This is a genomic window from Azospira sp. I09 (genome assembly GCF_009177135.1).
GTDB lineage: Bacteria > Pseudomonadota > Gammaproteobacteria > Burkholderiales > Rhodocyclaceae > Azospira > Azospira oryzae.
Genome location: NZ_AP021845.1, coordinates 167,788 through 184,768, shown reverse-complemented (window position 1 = coordinate 184,768; position 16,981 = coordinate 167,788). Strand labels below are relative to the sequence as shown.

The following is a 16,981-nucleotide window of genomic DNA, read 5'->3' as shown; positions in this document are numbered from 1 at the left end:
AGGGCGGGCTTACGGATGCTGTCTCAGGAGGACGGTCTGGTTCTGCCCGACAAACCCTTCCAGGTATTGCCCCGTGGCGGTGAGCAGACTGCCGAGCGGAGATCCATTGGGGAGCATGATCGTCTCCGGACGCCACTTGGCGATGAAGTCGCCATAGCCCGGCGCCCCGTTCATCGCCCTGGTGAAGTCCATCACGAATTCGTCCCCGTAGAGGTCAAACCGGCTGTCGGCAAAGACTTTCATCTGGGGGTGGTGGAATGCGATGTAGCCGCCGAAGTTGAAGTCGTGCATCACGTGGGAGGTCTGTCCGCTGGCGACCAGATAGTTGATCGCGTCGGTCGCAAAGAATCGCTGCTCCTCCTTCTCTCCATATCCGTTGAGCCCCAGGCGAGCGACGAACAGCAAGGGGAGCGCACACGCCAGGACCAGCGCTTGCCGACGGAAAGAGAGCGTTGGGGGGATCTGTGCCGCCAGCCTGTCCATCATGGGCGTTTGCGCGGACAGGCGAGCGATGATCGGGAGCATGGCCATGACGAAGTAGGGCATGTTCCGCTGAGCGTCATAGGCGATCAGGAAGAAGCTGAGGAAGATCACGACGTCCCGGAGCGACAGCCTGCATCGAGAGAAGCCAGCCGCCGCGACCGTGGCGGCAATGAGAATGACGAGTTGGCCACCATACAGATCGCTCAGTGCCGGCGAGCGCCACTCGTGGATCAGCTTGCTCTTGGTAACGGTCGAGGACGCGATCTCGAAGACCGATTTCCACACGTCGAAGCCATAGGGGTTGGCGCCGGTGAACAACGCGGCAACCAGGGCGGCAGCCAGGATGGGCAGGGTGATTCGCGCGGCCGATTTGATGTCCTGTTGGATGTACCCCTGGACGAGGATGGCAGCGGCCAATACCCCGAGGTAAAGCAACCCCATGGGGAATCCACCATGGAGGTTGGCCCACAGAAGCATGCCGCACGGAATGAGGGCAAGGTAGAGCGTCTTCCGGGTGGCCACCCAGCGATCGCCGAGATAGATGAACAGGCCGAACAGGAGAAACGAGAAGATTTGGGGCCGTCCGTACATGGTCAGCACGCTGCCGGCCGACAACGATGCGGTAAGACCGAACGCCAACAGCGCGTTGGTGAAGTGCGGTCGAACAACGCCGTAGAGGCTCATGAAAAGTGCCGCGGCAACAGCCGAAACCAAGATCCTGACACCATCAAGTCCGCCGAGGCGGAAGGCCTCCGCGACGAGAACTTCCCCTCCCCACTGAGTCAGGCGGTAGGGTTTCCCGTTCATCGTCCAAGAGAGCTCATCCACTTTCGGGAGCTGCATGTGATCAAGGATCCAGTTTCCGTTGATGAGATGCCAGTGAAAATCCGAGTTCATCACGCCGCTCGCGTTGTACTGGACGAGCAGGGCGCCGGCGAACAAGAGCACCAGGATTGCCAGTCCTGAACGGAGGTCGAGGAGAAGAGATTTCATGCGGTCTTTCAGTGAGCCAATGCGGCAATCATACCGGCATGGGAATGCGGTTTCAGGAGGCGCTGCTGAAGGGTCAGAATAGGGCCGTGAGCAACGCTTGGCTTCTGGCTGACAGGTGGGGTTGGGTGCGAGGCTTGGGCCTGGCTGGGGCGGTTTGTGGAGGCTGTGCTGGCGCCAAGGAAAGCTGCCCAACTGTCCACATGTTCACGTTCTTGTACCGGACGATATCGACCTGCAGCAGATTCGAGAGCGATGGCTTCACCGTCCATGACGGATTCGCACCGGCAAATCGGTCATCGATGGAACGGAGTTGCCGGCATTCGTCCTTGGTCAGCGCGCGACCGGAGCCCAGAGGCGACGACAACCGGAGTTGGCCAACGCCGGCCGTGGGAAGGTGCCAGGTCGATTCGGCGTGGCGGCTACCACGATTGCTCATCTTCGACAGTGCCGCGTGCAGGAGGCCATTGATCGATACCGGCGAAAGCTCCCAGTTATCCCTGGTGGTCGGCTTGATTGCGGCGTCCCGCTCGCATATCTGGGCGGCTTCGTCGGGCGTGAGCCGACGTGGGGCATTGAGTGGGATGCTGAGATGCAAGGGGGCCAGAAAAGGCTTCTTGATCCCGAAAAGATGATTCAGATCAGCGTCGCTGGCAGCAGTCATCATAAAACCTCGTGAAGAATGCTGTCAGCTTACAGATCAGCGCGTCCCAGATATGAAAAAAGCCCGCCGGAGCGGGCCGCGATGCGCGATTTTCATCAATCTGCCAATTTGCGAACGCGAAGAACGGTATCGGCAAATGAAGAAATTAAACCAACTGGAGATTTGGAAAGTTCCTTCAGGACGGGAGTAGCGAGATCAGCTCCACCAAAATTGATCAGATGTGAAGCTGCAGCAAGGCGAACAGAAGGGGATGCGTGGTTCAGCAACTGCTGAAGACGCTCCGCTGCGACACCGGCACGACCCCATTGGTTGACGATCTTGTCCACAAGCTTCGCCTTCTTGTTTCCTGAAGATGGGTCGCCTGCCTCAATGTCAACCCACTGTCCTTCTGCTGCCAGGATAAATTGGTGTGATTGGTCCTGAATATTCGATTCAGTCATTATCGAGCAACCTCTGTCTGAACGATGTCGTCAAGATCAACGAGCGAGCGCTAGGCCATTGCAATACGAGCTGGAGTTTCATAGGGTTAAAAGCCCGCCGAGGCGGGCCGGATCACGTAACCGAAATCACTATTTTGCGTAGCACCTAAGGACAGCTCTTGCAGACTGTTTTATCAGTTCCGCAGGATCTTCAGCTAGTTCTACAAGAACAGTACGTGCTTCTTCAAGGCCATCACTTTTGATCAAAGCTGCGGCTGCTGCGAGCCTTACCTTCGATGAAGAGTTGTGCAATAAGGGTGATAGCACCAATTTGGCTTTGCCTTGCTTAACAAGTGCGGCCACCAGCTTTTCGTTCTCACGGTTAACGGCATTGGCTGACTTGGAATCGGCTCTCGCAATGTGACTCCAATATTGTTCTGCATTGCGGGCAAAATCGACGGTTATGTTTTCCATCGCGGTATTCATTTCAACTCTCCATTCAATACGCCTCGAATAACGCTCATGCCAATCTCGTGCTGCTCTTCAAAAGATAAACCACTCAGGGTATTCCTGAAGCGAACGCTTGTAGCAGAGACATTCGTTGAATAGTAGGCACTTATTTGTTGGTGAGCAGACTTGGGCAGATATACAAAATTATCAGTTGAGTTCAAGCGACTTACAGCAAATCCACTCTTGGTAGCTTGGCACTGTTCAACAACGTGGTGTAACTCCAAGCCGGGTATCCGAAGGCTATTCTGCGCCTGGCGGAAATTACGGAATGTCTGGATGGTACCAAGTTCTTGCGCGACGGTCTTAAGCGCTTTGCCAGCACCAAACGCGGCTTCGGAGGCGGGCGTTGGAGCTCCTGACAATATCTGGGGCTTCGGATTTTCTGGTGTACAGACCCTGATTTAGTCCCTTGTTGGCCAATGGTCGATTTCGGCCAGTAAGGTGGACAGGTCGGTTCCGAGCGTCACTTCCTTTACGACGTTCCGGACATCGTATTGCGGTTCCTCGGGCGTCATCCGACCAAGGCTGAAATACATCCGTGGGCCTTCAAGTTCCTCAAACTTCGGTCGGCGCTTCACCTTCACCTGCTCCACCCGCCGTGCTTTTCGCTGCAACACATCGGTGAAGAGCACCTTGGCGCGCAGCACCTCGAAGCTGTAGCCATTCCCCTCCTGGTACACCTTCCGGATTTTGGCATTGAACGACTCGGTGAAAGCGTTGGTGATCGGATGCTCGAAGTAGGCCAGAATCTGTTTCCGCCATGTCCGCCAGGCGGTGGTGATGGCCCGGAACGGCTTGGCAAGCTCCGGCGGAATGGCTTCCTGCCAGCGCAGGTACTCCGCCGCCGCCTCGTCAGGGGATTCGCAGTCCCAAATCCTGAAGTAGCGTTCCTTCAGTTCGTAGGCGGCCTTCAGCTGCGGGAAGTTGTTGAGCCAGCCGGAAACTGCCAGCCATTGCTCGTCGGATAGCTCGTGCTGGCGCATCGTCAGCAGCTTTCGCTCGCGCTTCAAAGCCAGATTCAGCTTGCCGCTGATCGTGTCCTTCATTCGTCGCCGGACGGCCTCTAGTGCTTCATTGCCCATGCGGATGATGTGGTACTTATCGACCACATGAACGACGTGCGGCAGCACTTCCTGGATGGCCTCGCGGTAGGGGCGATACATGTCCGTGCTGGCGGCCTGAATCCACTCCGGATGCTCAAGACCGCGCAGGAATTCGACGATGGTCTTCTTGTACCGGTTTTCCAGCATATCCACCAGGCACCGGTCGCCGATGTTGGTGATGACGCCGCGTGGCCGGGATAGGTAGATTTCATCCAGTCCAAGGATGACCGGTGTATCGCGCTGGTATTGCTTCTCCAGTACGGCAACGTACTCCCCAAAGATGGCGCGAACGGTCTTCTCATCAATGCCGACCTGCTTGGCGATCTCCGTGAACGGGTATTCAAGCGATTGCCGCCCGATCCAGCGCACCAGGCGCTCGGTCATCTGCCGGTCGGCGTCGACCTCCGGTACGACGGCGGTAAAGGTGCGCACGCAGTCATGGCATTTGAGGCGCGGGACATCGAGATGGATAGCGACTGCGCGGCCGTGGCTTGGCAGGTCACGGACGAACAAAGTTTTCTGCTGGTGAATGACCACCTTACCCGCCGGACCACATGACGGACACAGGCGGGAAATCGCCTTGGGCGTGGCGCGAACGTGATATTCGGTGTCGGTTTCCCGGAAATCCACCACATCCAGGCCGGGCAGATTAAGGAAGTTGACCGGCATGGCGCTGCCTACCGGATCAAGCAGCGGCAGACAGCTTGGATGGGCGAATCAGGCTCTCGGCGGGGATTCCGAACTTCTCGTGCAGTCGCCAGATCATGTTGAGCGTCAGTGGGCGTTTGTGATTCAGGATTTCATAGACGCGGTTCAGACGGCCGATGGCCGGCACCAAGTCCTTCGGTGCTAGTCCGGCTTGCTCCATGCGGAACTTGATGGCTTCCACCGGATCGGGGAGGTCGATGGGGAAGTGCTTGGCCTCATAGGCTTCGACCAGCGTCACCAGCACCTCGAACCGGTCTCCTTCCGGCGTGCCAGGCTCCGGCTCGTTTTCGAAATACGCCGATACTTCGCGCAGAACAGCCCGATAGTCGGCGTCGGTATGAATTGGGCGGATTTCCATGTCAGGGCTCCATTTCGACGGTTTCGGCGTCAATCAGATCGTACTCGGCGTGCGTGCCGATGAATTTCACGTAGATGGCCTGGAAGCGATAGGCCACCGAGACCACCAGGCGATAGTCATTACCCTTGATGTTGAAGACGACCCGGCGATTTTTCAGGATGCTGGCGCTTCGGTACTGCGCCTTGATATCCGATGGCTGGCTCCAGTTCGCCTTCTTCGCTTCATCTACCCATGATTTCAAAGGTTGCTCGGCGTCCGGATTGGATTCCCAGAAAAGTCGCAGGTAGCTGACGGCAATGATTCTCATGCGACAAGTATAGTCCCGCCGTGGGATATAGCGCAAGCAACCAAAGGGGCAACCAAAGGGAAAACACCGCTCGGCATTGAAAAGGTCTTGCAAAATACTCGCAACGCGAGTATGATTAACTCATCAACTGGAGCTAATTATGCGAACCGACATTGACGTTATTTGCGATCGACTTCTGGATTCCGAGGAGCACGCTGTTGAATCTGCCATCCCACAAGTTGCGGAGGATGCCGTTAATCTGATTCGCGGACTCGAAGCGGATGCGCTGCGCTTCCGCAAGCTCATGGCGCTGCTTCAATCCGCTTACAACGCCGATCCGGCGGAATTCGACGGACTCACCGCCTATTGCTCGATGCTGTCCGGCTGGCGCAATGAGCGCACCGTCAAGGCAGAAATTACGTGGCGAGATGAGCGCGATGCTGATCTCGATCTGGCGTCCGTGCTGGACAAAATCAACCTGTGAGGACAATCAAAATGGGGCTTTCTGACGCATTTTTGGCAATGCTCTGGGATGAGGTCGAGCGTAACAGCCTCTGGGGCTGCGAAGCATATGCCGTCCGCAATGCCTTGATGGGCTATCCGGGGTTCTGATCATGAGCTTGGAAAATTGTGCCATCGAAGACCATCTGCACTCCTCTGGTTATAAGACCGAGCGGATCGGAGGCGTGGTGAATGTCCATGATCCGATCCATAGTGCAGTAACTGGCTCATCCGAACTGGTTGTGACCGGCTGGCGGCTCAAGGAAATCCGCACGATTGGGCAGGCGTGGGCGTTCATCGAGGAGCGTTCGTGATTGATCAGCGAGCCATCGTACTCGATACGTGGGCGGGACGCCGCTACTACGCTGTCGAGGTGATTGGCGAGACGCCCAAGAAGGTTCGCGTCCGGATTCTGACGCAAGGTGGCGTGATGTTACCCGGCCGTCGCTACCTCCATTGTGGCGAGGAAGTGCTGGTTCCAAAGCATGCGGTTGTCAATCTGCCCGCAGAACAGCACAAGATCGAGCAAGGCTACTACGACGGGCATGTGACTGGATATGGAGGGGTCGGAGATGCGAGATAACGCCGAGGCGAAGCTTCAAAATGCTGCACGCAAACCGCGCCGCAAGAAGCAGGATCTGGAATTCATCAAGTTCCGTGCTCGCCTGTTTTCGGACGAATCGCTGCTGAAGTTCGGAACCAACGAGAAGGGTGAGCGGGTCTGCTACGGGGTGTGCCTCGACAAGCTCTGTCAGGCTATCGATGAAGGCAGGTTTTAGGGGGAAATTGCATGAACGCATTGGAATACCGCTTGATTCAGGACCTGCACAAGAAGCCGCTGGTAATGATCGAGAGTGCCTTGGGTAACGGACAGGAAATCTATCCGGATACGCTTCGCTCTCTTGCTGCTGCGCTGATCAAGATCGCCGCCGAGTCGGAAGCCAGAGATATGGGCAAGGGCTATTGCCCGGCAAGAGAAACAATCCGGTTTTGAAGGAGAAATCAAAATGGCTACCCTGAAGTTCTACCTGCTGCCCGCTGACCAATGCGCCAGTGCATTGCAACTCCATGTGCTTGCTAAAGAGGATGCCCTGGCGGCGAAACGCGAACTCTTGGCCAAGTACGGTGCCGATGCAATTTTGCGTTCCGGTGCACACGTTGAAGCCCTGGCTTGGCGCGACAAACCCATTGCGATGACCGGGTTTACGGTTCCGCGATTCGAGCATAAACAAGGGGTGTGGCTTCAGAAACCGAAGAACAATACGCTGCGCGGCAAACAAGCCGCACTCGACATGGAGGAAGTGGGCGAGCTACTGGAAATCTGGCAATGGTCACTTGAACGCGCGCTGGGCGTGCACGGCAGCGTATTCGGCTACTACCGCGGCAGCCGCGTATTCCTTAATTCGGTTGCTCGACCGCTGGATGATGGTCGGGTGGTATTGAGCTTGCCGGTGCGCGATCGTCAGGATTCCGAGCGCAGTTCGGGCAGCGATCCAGTGGCGCCGCCTTTCGCTGTGCAGATCGCACAGGAAGAAGCTGAACGGCTGGTGGGCGAACCAATTGCCGAGGTGGTGTAACGTGGCCTTCAATCCCTCCCCAAAAGTCGCCGACTGCCGCGACATTGCCAAGAAGTGGAACAAGCCGCAGATCATCATCCTGGCCATCGATCCGATTGCGGGCACACTGGAATACGCCAGCTACGGCGAGAACAAGGCGAACTGCGACGAGGCCAAGCGCCTCGCGGATGTTGCCTACCAAGCCATCATGGACAAGTACGAGGAATAGCCGCCATGCACATCATCACCATCGAAAAGGGCGCAGCCGGGAAATTCAACGTCCTGCTCAACGGGCACAGTTACCGGATTCATCGGAACCTTTCGGAAAACCGAGCGGTCGAGGTCGCAGAAGATGCTCGCCGGCAGTTCTGCGCAATGAAACAACGCAGCGTGATCGAGCGCGTCTAAAGAGGCCGGTATGGAATCCATTCAGCAAGCCATCAAGTACGCCGTTGCCACGAACCGCATGCGTGTTCAGGCGCCTACCGACATCGAGGCCGCAGATCATATCTGGTCGGCGGTGCTGGAGGCGATGAAGACCGAGGGCATGGTCCTGTTGGACAAGCCAGTCACCACGGCCATGCTGCACCGACAGATTGAGGAAACCGGAAAGTTCGAACAGACGCTGGCCGAGGTTGCGCAGGAACTCAACGAAGCTTTGGGCAACTTCGATTACGCCGAGTCCACGGAGGATGCCGGGAAGGCGCTCAAGGCTTTGGTGGATACGGTTCGCCAGGCCGTGACGATGGTCGAGCAGACCAACCCAAACTGGCCACTGCATAAGCAGCCACCGCAGTCCGCCGAGGACAGACTGTGGGAACATCATCTACTGCGCGGCACCCTGCCAAGTGATGCGGCAATTTTAGCTTCCCGGAAAGCGGCCACATGAACATCCAGACCGGCGAGAAACTGTTTGAATTCCGCAGCAAGCAAGATTGGATCAATAAAGCCTCACGCATCTGGCGCTTTCACCAGGTCAGATCCGAAAACACAATCTGCGTCGACCAGCAGGGTCGTATCTGCAACATCGGCGCGCACTTCATGACCGCCGAGCGCGACAACGCCTATCCAATCGAGGTTTTTCTGTTGCGGCAGGATATGGTGCTCATTAACAAGGAGCCTATTGGTCCATGAGCCAGAACAACAAAAAGATGGAGAAACACGGACTATCCGAAGCCGATCTGCTGCTGGAGAATGGTCATCGCTTCGTGGAGGTTGCCAAGCTTGGCCTGAAACACGCAGGTAAGTGCTGTCTCGATTGTGGCTTCATGCGTCGCGCGGACGGCAATAACAAACCATGCAAAGGGCCGGTAAAGCTGGCACTCCGGTCGAATGAAGCCGATCAGTGAGCGAATTGCCCCGCCAGCACCACAGGATGTCCGGGCGACCAGAAAGGCGGCTGGACTCACGCAGGCGCAGGCTGCGGCGCTGGTGTCACCGGCGCAGGGAAAATCCGCTTACCGGGCGTGGCAGGTCTACGAGGTTGAAGCGGGACAACCCGACCATCGCGCCATTCCGCTCCCGACGTGGGAACTATTCCTGTTGCTGACCGGGCAACATCCAACAATGAAACTAACCAAGAAACGGGCTCTGTCCACCAGTAACTCCGAAGGGTAATTTGTCGGGGTGCCGATTCTCAACCTCTTCGTACACCGGAAAATCCGAAGCCCCCAATATCTCTGCGGTGATACCAATTAAAGGGACAAGTCGGGGAGTCCAAACTGCAGCGTAATACAGCGGAATCCACCAAAAGCGCCCTTCTACGTCCACCCGTGACAAGGGGTTCCCGGCTACATATGCGAAGGAGTTGATACCGCCTGACAACCCGATAGGGTCGCTCTCCAGATATCGACCTGACGCCTTGTCGTAGGTCCGATTCCAGTTCTGGTACAGCCCAGTCTCAGCCTCGTGGTACTGGCCCGGATAGCGCAGGGTGACGGTCACAGACCCGGTGGGAGCCGCGACACCGAACGGCAGGTCCTGCCACTGCCACACGACGTTCTTTGCGCTGTCGGTACCGATGCGCGGGCTGCCCAGATGGTCAGGATGCAGGTACGTGACGACACCGGCGCTGATCTGAGCCAGGGGGCGTCCCTGGTCATCCCAGACGTATTCCTTCAGCGTCGTGCCAGCGGCATCGGTTTCGGCCAGCAGGTTGTCGTCGGCGCCGTAGTGAAACAGCGTGGAGGCACCTTGGACGATCTTCTGGGCCCGGTGGCCATCGAAGCTGTAGGCATACTGGCCCAGGAGGGTACCGATCGATCGCGCAGCCGCAAGCCGGCCGGCTTGGTTGTACTCGAAGGTCAGACCGCTCGCTGCCAGGGTATTGCCGGCGGCATCGAGCGTGACCGTACCGGACGGGTTGTTCGCCATGCGGTTGGAGTTGGCCGAATAGCCGTACCAGCCGCTGCCATCCCCCTGGCGATTCCCGTTGGCGTCCCAGATGAAGTTGAGTGCCGAGTTGCTGTTGGTGATCCGATCAAGCCAGTCATACCCGTAGGTGTTGGCGTTGATCGAGGTGATGTTGCCGTTGGCGTCGTAGCCATAGGTGCGGCTATCGATGGTGCCGGTCGTCCAGGAAGTCAGGCGGCCCTGGAGATCATAGGCGCGGGTATCCACCAGGCCGTTGCCATAGGTCTGACCGGTGAGCAGCCCGTCCGCACGGTACGTGCGGCCGGTGACGATGTTCTGCCCGCCGGTGGCGATCGACGAGATCTGGCCCAGGCTGTTCCGGGTGTAGCTCAGGGTTCGCCCGCTGGGGTAGGTGATGCTGGCCAGCTTGTCCGCTGGCGTCCAGGTGTAGCCCGTCGTGAAGACCTGGTTGCCGGTCGTCCAGGTGACCGAGGCAATACGGCCAAGGCCGTCGTAGGCGTAGGACCTCGAACCCGTCGGATCGGTGACAGAGCAAAGGCGGCCGATGCCGTTGGAGCAGGTGTCGTAGGCGTAGGTGACGTCTTCGCCCGTCGTCGGGTAGGTGATGCTGGTCAGCCGGTTGAGAGCGTCGTAGGAGAAGCTGGCGGTGATGCCGCGGGCGTCCGTGCTGGACAGCACATTGCCTGCCGCATCGAAGGTCCGCAGGATCTGTCCGCGGTCGGGACTGCTTTCGCTCTCCTGGTTGCCCAGGCCATCCGTCGTGAATGCCCAATGGGCGCCGTTGGGGACTGTCAGGCTGGCCAGGTTGCCCGAGGCATCGTAGCTCGAACTGGTTGTGCCCTGCAGACGGTCCACCGCGCTGGTGATCCGATTCAGCGGGTCATAGGCATAGCTGCTGGCGTGCCCGTTCGGGTCCGTGATCCCGGTGGTGTTGCCCACCGCATCCAGGACCATCTGCGTGGCCGAGCCGCCGGCATTGACGTTGGTGACGAAGTTGCGCGCGTTGAAGGCGTAATCGACCTGGCGGCGGATCGTACCGGCCGAATCCTTCACGACGGTCTGGGTCCGGTTGTCCTTGAGGTCGTAGGCGTAGGCGACCTTGTTGCCCGCGTTGTCCGTGACGCTCGTCAAGCGATGGGCCGCATCGTAGGCATAGGTCAGCACCACGCCGTCTGGTAGGGTAGCCGTCTTCAGCTGCTGGGCATTGTCGTAGGTGAAGCTGGTCGTCCGGGCGCTGCCGCCGCCGGCCGGAGGCGTCTCGGTCGCCGAAGTGACGTTGCCTGCCTTGTTGTAGACGAACGTGGTGGCCACGCCGTTGGGGCTGGTCGTCTTCAGCAGGCGGCCGGCGCCATCGTACTGGTCGAAGGTCGTGACGTGCCCCAGGGCGTTGGTCAGCTTCTTGATCTGGCCGCATTGTGCCCCGGTGGTGCAGTCCCAGTATTCGAGGGTTCGGGTGTCACTGAGATCGACTCTCGGGCCCGAGATGGTGGCCACCTGGCCCTTGGCCGTGTAGGTGAGGATGAGGGTGCGGCTGCTGCCACCGGCGGAAACGGTGATGGTCGTCGGCAGGGTGCCCGTGTAGGTGATGCTGGTGGTTCGATCAGGCTCGGTGATCGTCGTGGGCAGGTCGAGATCCGGCGACGAGTAGCTGTAGGTGGTCGTCCGCTCTGCACTGGTGCCGGCCGCCTCGGTCATGCCGGTCAGCCGATGTAGGCCATCCCACGAATAATTCGTGACTCGGCCTTCTTCATCGGTTCGGCTGGTGAGGTTGTTGGCTGAATCGAACGTCTGGCTGCGGGTCTTTCCGTCGGAGCTGTCAGTGCGGCTGACCAGCAGGTTGATACCCAGGCTGTTCGAGAAGGTGAGGGTTTGCGTGTTCCCGATGGCGTCCGTGATGACGGTCTGATTCCCGTTGTAGGCCAGGGTGAACTTGCCATTGCCGCCGGCGTGCTGAGTGCTGACGGCCTTGCCGGAGGTGCTGTCATAGGCGTAGGTGGCAAACCGCGAGCTGTTCTCGTCAACGATTCCGGTCAGTGAATGGGGATTGGCCGTGTCCTCGTAGAGGTACTGGGTGACGACGCCGGCCGCCACAACGGTGTCTGCCCGGGTGGCGCTGGCCAGGTTGTATTTCGCATTCCTGACAAACTTCACCCAGGACCCATCGGGGAACGTGGCCGTAGTGAGGCCAGTGCCGTACCAGGTCAGCGTGATCTTGTGCCCGAAGGAGCCGGTGACGCTTTGAAGGAAGCCGTCGCCACTGAAGACGTAGGTGGTAACCAGACCTCGGGGGTTGGTGTCGGTGACCGGCAAGCCTTTCGGATTGAACACCTCGATGGAGCCATCGGTGCTGGTGATCGTGTAGTACCCGTTGGCAACTGTCAGTTTCGCCTGGATGTCAGCACCGGCAACCCAGCTCGAACCGGATTTCGTGAAGATGATGACGCTGCCGTTGCCACCGACATACTGAATCTGCGCAGCCCCGATGAGAAGCCGCTTGTTGAACGAGTACGACCAGCCTGTCCCCAAGCCATCGTCCCGCGTGGACAGGCTGTTGTAGAAGCGCTGGAAGGAGGGGATTCCAAACCCACCAGGGAAATCAGTCTCGACGTGGAGCTTGTTCCCGGTCGAAGCGTCGCAAGGGTTGCCGACCAGGCTGGTATCACCGACGACGGCCGTCCGTGAGGCCCCTGTCTTGCCAGCAGGGCAGGATGAAGCGGCATGCGACGATCCACCGCCAAGCTGAGGTTGGCTCGACGCCACGGCCTGAGTTTTCCCCGGGCTGATGCAGTCGTTCCCCAGCGGGCCGGTGAAGGAATAGCCCGCCGGGCACGGCACGGACGGGTAAGAGTAGGAGTGATATTCGGTCTGAACCGAGTAGGGGCACTGCCCACCCGGATAGGGGGCTTGCGAGGTCTGGATGATGACGGCACACCCACCATTGCAGCCGGAATAAGTGCCGCACCAGCGGGTTAAGGCATAGCCACCGGGCGAGCAGGCCTGCCCGGGAACGGAGCCTTCCGCCTGACAAGCCGCAAAGGCGGATGCCTGGTCGGGGTAGTAGGACATGGTATTGGCGTCCGCCACGGACGCCATGCACCACATCAATATCGGAATGAGGTATCTGATAAGCATGACTTTACGAGAGGTTGGTTGGAACGGACCCGGTGATTTCCCAGGCAGCGTAGATGCAGCGGTCAGGCCGGTTCTCGAAGGAATCCAGCAACACACCATCAACGATCGCGAACACGTGTTTTGCTACTTGGCAGATGAAGCGGCCCTTGGGGAACTGCCTGACGAACGTTGCGGGGTTCATGCGCCGCTGCCCTTTGACGGCAGGGAAGCTGATCCGCGCGGCCCATCCCTGGCGATTTAGCCAAGCCGAGAACTGGAAGCCTCGGCTGCACTTGCGGCCGGCCTCCTTCAGGAGGTCGTAGGCGTCGTCATAGGAAAGACTGCCAGCGATGGCCAAGGCCCTCACCGTGCAGTCATTGAGCTGCCGGGGGCGGGAACTCGAGGCGCGGCCGCCATCGGTGCAAACCCATGGGTACGCAAGTCGATGGGCACGGCGGTCAAAATCGACCAGGCTCATGACGACCTGCCGGGGAGAGTTGGTGGACGTGATCATGGATGTGAAGCGGGCCCACCATCGGCTGATGGCAGGCCCTGCGGCGATCACAGGCCGGCGACAGCGCGTGCGTGTGCCAGATCGTCGTCGCTCACCTTGCCGCTGGCGTGGAGCGCCATCAGGAGCTTCGTCGGCGAGGGGATGTTGCGGCCCTGTTCGTAACGGCTACCGCCGCTCTGCGTGACGCCGAACTTGCGCCAGTAGGTTGCCTGGTTCTCGCCGGCCTTCTTGCGCAGCTCGACGGGGTTGCTGAGATCGATTTTCGCTTGTTTTGCCATTTCCCGACCTTTCTGTCGTTAGTGATTAGGTGAAACGAGTATGCCAACCGGTAATAAGTGTTTCTGGATTAAGTGGAGGCGACCTCGGGTATCCGGCCCGTCCGCTCTGCTTCATGGAGGGCGGTCCCAAAGTCGTAGTCGAACTGCCAACTACTCTCGTCCTGCCGTCCGCCGTGGCGCCGCATAAATTCCGCGACCCTTACGGACACGGGCGAGGGGAAGAAGACCCGGCGTCCGTCCGGAGAGAACAGCCCTTCGCCAATGCCGGAAATGATGTCGAAGGGGATGAGTCCGTGATGCAGGGGACGATCGACCTTCTCTTTGGCTGGGACCTTGCGGAACCGAGCAGGAATGGCGGCCGGATTGCGCCAGGCCAGGACCATGTTCAAGCGGTAGGCGATGTCCGGATGAACTTCGAGATGGCAGGTGCCAATCTTGTAGAGTCTCACCCTGATTGCGCCGCCATCGAGCTCGTGCCAGACGCCAAATTCGCCAGCCTGGTGGATGGTCTCCAGCACCCGGGTGGTGATAATTGCCGGCGGCTCGCCGCGGCCGAAGAACTTGGCGATCACGCATCGCAGGTCATGGACGAAGTTGCAGCGCTCGTGACAGAAGGAGCCGAAGTAGGTCCGCATCCTTGAGATGATCATCCGCTTGTAGAAGCCTTCGGGGCTGTTCGTGGCATGGTGGTCGCTGAGGTTGAAGAACAGTCCTTCCACCCGGTCCGCAAAGAACTGGGCGCGGTTGGCGATCATGGTCTGAAGGGTGGCGCGCACGCTGTCCGGCTCGAACGGTGGCGTTTCGTGAGCGCGGATCTGGCGGGACCATTCGTTGCGGGCTTCAGCCGGCATCAGGTCCAGGACATCAGTGAGCTTCATCGCTCGCGACCAGAAGGCCGCGTCCAGAGAGCGGATGGCGGGGCCGGCGGCGAAAAGGGTCGTTGCCGTGTAGTTGCCGATGCTGCGTTCCTTCTGGGCGCCGGTCAGGAAGTAGCACATGACATCCGATGCGCCGGCGACGTAGGAGGCAATTTGCTCGATGTCAGCGCGCAGCTTCCGGTATTCGGCGAAGAGGGCGTCGAGCGGCGTGTAGAGGGTGAGCGCAGCATGCTCCCCGTCGAGGAGGGCCAGGACCTCGGTTTCCCCGCTCATTCCGACAGCCCCGATGGTAATGGATTGCCCGTCATCTCATGCAGGATGGTCACTGGCGCATGACTCACGCCGACCCCATTCCGGCGCGTGTAGACGCGGAGCGCGCCCGTCAGCATGCAATCCCACACCTCGTCCACCTCCGACTGGGTGGCGAGCCGGGTCAGAAAGACATTCAGGACCTTGTGCAGCTGGTCGCCGGACATCCAGGTAAATTCCCCAATGCCCAGGGCGTTTCCGTAGCACGGCAGGCCTTGCCAGCCGAGAGCGCGCCAGGCGCGCCATGCCTCCAGTGCAGTGGCGCCAAGAGAGGGTTTGCAAACTGCCTTGGCGTGGTGCGTTGCTTCGATCATCTCAGGCCGCCTGCAGGTAGGTTGTGCCAAGCTGGACGAGGCCCGCCAGCACCTCTTCATGACGGGACAGACTGGAACGAGGAATGCCGTCAAAGCGCCTCGGCGCCTCGATCTCGTTCCGGACGGCGGTGTAGTGGCGCGACGCCTTGGCGGATTCATCGGCTGCCACAGCTTGGAATGCATGCGCAGCGGCGTCGGGAGCGCCGTTCTGGGATGAGCTATCCCGCGAATCGGCCTTCCGAAGCACGTCCAGGCGCTGATCATTGGCTTCCCAGCTCTTCCGTTCTGCGGCGGTCAACTCGCCGCGTAGCGCGGCATTCACCACCCGTTTGAACTCCGTGATCTGGGCCACGTCGTCGATGGGGATCGACCCAAGTACCGAAGCCGAGACATTGAAGCGCAGGCAGTAACTGAAGTAGGGGGCGGGGACCTGGCGGCGATCAACCCAGATGTTGGGGCGCTCGAGGATGTCATCGGCCGACTCGAAGTAGCGTCCAAGATGGCGAGTCGTTCGGGTAACGGTGCGACGTGGATCAAGGGCGAGGACCTGCATGAGGGCGCAGGCCTGTTGCCATCCTTCATCATCGGGGCTGATTTTTTGCGGCCAAATGACCATGGGAATCTCCTTCGTCGGGTCGGTGCAGTTGAGAACTGCAGCCAATCCTACGCAGGGGGCATAGCCATTTCTGGAAATTCTACGGAACCGAGAACCCGGCAGAATCCACGGAAATCGACGTCCATGTCCGTTCAGGACACGCCACTTAAATTCCATTCGGCAGCTGGCGACCGCGCCGACAGAGCTGTTGCATAATGGCCGGATGGTTTTTTGCGAAGCTCCTCCCCTCATCCTGTTCCTGCATGGCGACCTGGCCATCACCACGCGCTCGATCCCGTCGGTGCTGGCCGTGCCCATCTACCTGCTCGTCTGCCTGGTGCTGTGCATTCGGAGGCGGACACTCGGGTGGGTGGATCCGCTGATCGTTGCCGGGCTCGTCGCTGGGCAGCTCGCTCTGCTGAAAACAGGGGTGGTCACCGACGGTGCCGCAGGACTGCCGGGCTATGCGCTCCTCGCGCCCTTCATGATCTTCCTGGCTGGTTATGCCGTGTGGCGGCTGACCGGGAAAAAACCGCTGTCGAATTGGCCGTGGCCACGCTTTGGCCTGGTGGCCACGTTGACGCTGCTGCTATCGGATATCGGGATCGCCCTGATAACGCCAGCGGCTTCCGGCAAGGTCTGGCAATTGGGCGGCGCGTGCATGAAGGATGCGTTGCTGATTGGTCCGCCGTTCGTGATGATCGTGTTCTACTGGCTCCTGGACTGTCGGTCGTCCATGGTCTTCTGTAGCCAGAAATGCGTCCGCCTTGGACGCTGCCGTTTCGGGATGGATGGGAAAAGCGGGGACTGCCACTGCCAGGGTGACAAGGACCTGGAAGAAGCGTCCCGCGCTAGTTGATCAGCAGATCCGAGAGGACCAGGAAGGTGAAGAGGAAGGCCGCGGTGATGCCGGCCGCCTTCCACCCGGTCAGACGGAACCGGTCGAGATTGAAGGAAACCGCGACACCAAGCACGGCGCCGATGGTCAGTTGAACAACTTCAGCAGTGTTTGCAGCAACCATTTTCGCCAC

General features: G+C 59.4%; 26 protein-coding genes. 12 read left to right on the top strand and 14 right to left on the bottom strand.

The annotated features are described in order from the left end of the window. Positions 1 to 9 precede the first annotated feature (9 nt). From AZSP09_RS18735 to AZSP09_RS18705, 7 genes are all read right to left on the bottom strand, one after another. Positions 10 to 1,476: a hypothetical protein gene (locus AZSP09_RS18735; protein ID WP_152091138.1), complete on the bottom strand. Its 1,467-nt coding sequence runs from the start codon at positions 1,474 to 1,476 to the stop codon at positions 10 to 12. Between the two features lie 73 nt (positions 1,477 to 1,549). Continuing rightward, the gene (locus AZSP09_RS18730; RefSeq protein WP_152091137.1) at positions 1,550 to 2,140 is read right to left on the bottom strand and encodes a hypothetical protein; all 591 of its coding nucleotides are present in this window, start codon (positions 2,138 to 2,140) and stop codon (positions 1,550 to 1,552) included. A gap of 92 nt (positions 2,141 to 2,232) precedes the next feature. After that, a complete protein-coding gene (locus AZSP09_RS18725; RefSeq protein WP_152091136.1) occupies positions 2,233 to 2,577 on the bottom strand; it encodes a hypothetical protein in 345 nt (114 codons plus the stop codon). Positions 2,578 to 2,706: 129 nt separating this feature from the next. After that, positions 2,707 to 3,042 carry a hypothetical protein gene (locus AZSP09_RS18720; protein WP_152091135.1) on the bottom strand — a complete coding sequence of 112 codons (336 nt, stop codon included), beginning with the start codon at positions 3,040 to 3,042 and terminating at the stop codon, positions 2,707 to 2,709. A gap of 425 nt (positions 3,043 to 3,467) precedes the next feature. Further along, positions 3,468 to 4,838 (bottom strand): ISL3 family transposase, encoded by a 1,371-nt coding sequence (locus tag AZSP09_RS18715; protein WP_152091134.1) that lies wholly within the window; start codon positions 4,836 to 4,838, stop codon positions 3,468 to 3,470. Positions 4,839 to 4,854: 16 nt separating this feature from the next. Beyond that, positions 4,855 to 5,235, bottom strand: a complete 381-nt coding sequence (locus AZSP09_RS18710) for a helix-turn-helix domain-containing protein (protein WP_152091133.1) — start codon at positions 5,233 to 5,235, stop codon at positions 4,855 to 4,857. A 1-nt stretch (position 5,236) separates the two neighbouring features. Then, positions 5,237 to 5,542: a type II toxin-antitoxin system HigB family toxin gene (locus AZSP09_RS18705; protein WP_152091132.1), complete on the bottom strand. Its 306-nt coding sequence runs from the start codon at positions 5,540 to 5,542 to the stop codon at positions 5,237 to 5,239. A gap of 139 nt (positions 5,543 to 5,681) precedes the next feature. On the opposite strand from AZSP09_RS18705, the gene AZSP09_RS18700 reads away from it, so the two are divergent. The 11 genes from AZSP09_RS18700 to AZSP09_RS18655 all read left to right on the top strand — a co-directional run bounded on the left by AZSP09_RS18700 (position 5,682) and on the right by AZSP09_RS18655 (position 8,927). Continuing rightward, entirely contained in the window at positions 5,682 to 6,005 is a 324-nt protein-coding gene (locus tag AZSP09_RS18700) for a hypothetical protein (protein ID WP_152091131.1), read from the top strand. Between the two features lie 130 nt (positions 6,006 to 6,135). Next, entirely contained in the window at positions 6,136 to 6,336 is a 201-nt protein-coding gene (locus AZSP09_RS18695) for a hypothetical protein (protein ID WP_152091130.1), read from the top strand. Continuing rightward, positions 6,333 to 6,605 carry a hypothetical protein gene (locus AZSP09_RS18690; RefSeq protein ID WP_152091129.1) on the top strand — a complete coding sequence of 91 codons (273 nt, stop codon included), beginning with the start codon at positions 6,333 to 6,335 and terminating at the stop codon, positions 6,603 to 6,605. Before AZSP09_RS18695 ends, AZSP09_RS18690 begins: the two co-directional genes overlap by 4 nt. After that, positions 6,595 to 6,801 carry a hypothetical protein gene (locus AZSP09_RS18685; protein ID WP_152091128.1) on the top strand — a complete coding sequence of 69 codons (207 nt, stop codon included), beginning with the start codon at positions 6,595 to 6,597 and terminating at the stop codon, positions 6,799 to 6,801. Before AZSP09_RS18690 ends, AZSP09_RS18685 begins: the two co-directional genes overlap by 11 nt. Positions 6,802 to 6,812: 11 nt before the next feature. Beyond that, positions 6,813 to 7,016, top strand: a complete 204-nt coding sequence (locus AZSP09_RS18680; RefSeq protein WP_152091127.1) for a hypothetical protein — start codon at positions 6,813 to 6,815, stop codon at positions 7,014 to 7,016. Between the two features lie 13 nt (positions 7,017 to 7,029). Continuing rightward, on the top strand, positions 7,030 to 7,599 hold the full coding sequence (locus tag AZSP09_RS18675; protein WP_152091126.1) for a hypothetical protein: 570 nt from the start codon (positions 7,030 to 7,032) through the stop codon (positions 7,597 to 7,599). 1 nt (position 7,600) lies between these two features. Continuing rightward, a complete protein-coding gene (locus tag AZSP09_RS18670) occupies positions 7,601 to 7,807 on the top strand; it encodes a hypothetical protein (RefSeq protein WP_152091125.1) in 207 nt (68 codons plus the stop codon). Between the two features lie 5 nt (positions 7,808 to 7,812). After that, positions 7,813 to 7,986, top strand: coding sequence for a hypothetical protein (locus tag AZSP09_RS20040; RefSeq protein ID WP_172974836.1), 174 nt, complete (start codon positions 7,813 to 7,815; stop codon positions 7,984 to 7,986). A gap of 10 nt (positions 7,987 to 7,996) precedes the next feature. Continuing rightward, the gene (locus AZSP09_RS18665; RefSeq protein ID WP_152091124.1) at positions 7,997 to 8,467 is read left to right on the top strand and encodes a hypothetical protein; all 471 of its coding nucleotides are present in this window, start codon (positions 7,997 to 7,999) and stop codon (positions 8,465 to 8,467) included. After that, positions 8,464 to 8,712, top strand: a complete 249-nt coding sequence (locus tag AZSP09_RS18660; RefSeq protein WP_152091123.1) for a hypothetical protein — start codon at positions 8,464 to 8,466, stop codon at positions 8,710 to 8,712. The genes AZSP09_RS18665 and AZSP09_RS18660 overlap by 4 nt, the downstream gene beginning before the upstream one ends. After that, positions 8,709 to 8,927, top strand: coding sequence for a hypothetical protein (locus AZSP09_RS18655; RefSeq protein WP_152091122.1), 219 nt, complete (start codon positions 8,709 to 8,711; stop codon positions 8,925 to 8,927). Before AZSP09_RS18660 ends, AZSP09_RS18655 begins: the two co-directional genes overlap by 4 nt. A gap of 223 nt (positions 8,928 to 9,150) precedes the next feature. On the opposite strand, the gene AZSP09_RS18645 is transcribed toward AZSP09_RS18655, so the two are convergent. From AZSP09_RS18645 to AZSP09_RS18620, 6 genes are all read right to left on the bottom strand, one after another. Continuing rightward, positions 9,151 to 13,017 carry an RHS repeat-associated core domain-containing protein gene (locus tag AZSP09_RS18645; RefSeq protein ID WP_172974835.1) on the bottom strand — a complete coding sequence of 1,289 codons (3,867 nt, stop codon included), beginning with the start codon at positions 13,015 to 13,017 and terminating at the stop codon, positions 9,151 to 9,153. A 70-nt stretch (positions 13,018 to 13,087) separates the two neighbouring features. Further along, the gene (locus AZSP09_RS18640) at positions 13,088 to 13,540 is read right to left on the bottom strand and encodes a hypothetical protein (RefSeq protein ID WP_152091119.1); all 453 of its coding nucleotides are present in this window, start codon (positions 13,538 to 13,540) and stop codon (positions 13,088 to 13,090) included. Between the two features lie 83 nt (positions 13,541 to 13,623). After that, complete coding sequence (locus AZSP09_RS18635) at positions 13,624 to 13,854, bottom strand: helix-turn-helix domain-containing protein (protein WP_152091118.1); 231 nt, start codon at positions 13,852 to 13,854, stop codon at positions 13,624 to 13,626. Between the two features lie 68 nt (positions 13,855 to 13,922). Further along, on the bottom strand, positions 13,923 to 15,005 hold the full coding sequence (locus AZSP09_RS18630; protein WP_152091117.1) for a DUF4942 domain-containing protein: 1,083 nt from the start codon (positions 15,003 to 15,005) through the stop codon (positions 13,923 to 13,925). Continuing rightward, the gene (locus tag AZSP09_RS18625) at positions 15,002 to 15,355 is read right to left on the bottom strand and encodes a hypothetical protein (RefSeq protein WP_152091116.1); all 354 of its coding nucleotides are present in this window, start codon (positions 15,353 to 15,355) and stop codon (positions 15,002 to 15,004) included. The genes AZSP09_RS18630 and AZSP09_RS18625 overlap by 4 nt, the downstream gene beginning before the upstream one ends. Position 15,356: 1 nt before the next feature. After that, on the bottom strand, positions 15,357 to 15,971 hold the full coding sequence (locus AZSP09_RS18620; RefSeq protein ID WP_152091115.1) for a hypothetical protein: 615 nt from the start codon (positions 15,969 to 15,971) through the stop codon (positions 15,357 to 15,359). Positions 15,972 to 16,173: 202 nt separating this feature from the next. Here AZSP09_RS18620 and AZSP09_RS18615 point away from each other — a divergent pair, with 202 nt between their 5' ends. Continuing rightward, the gene (locus AZSP09_RS18615) at positions 16,174 to 16,809 is read left to right on the top strand and encodes a hypothetical protein (protein ID WP_152091114.1); all 636 of its coding nucleotides are present in this window, start codon (positions 16,174 to 16,176) and stop codon (positions 16,807 to 16,809) included. Here AZSP09_RS18615 and AZSP09_RS20035 read toward each other — a convergent pair. Next, a complete protein-coding gene (locus tag AZSP09_RS20035; protein WP_172974834.1) occupies positions 16,802 to 16,972 on the bottom strand; it encodes a hypothetical protein in 171 nt (56 codons plus the stop codon). The two genes, AZSP09_RS18615 and AZSP09_RS20035, sit on opposite strands and share 8 nt — an antisense overlap. Between the last annotated feature and the right edge of the window lie 9 nt (positions 16,973 to 16,981).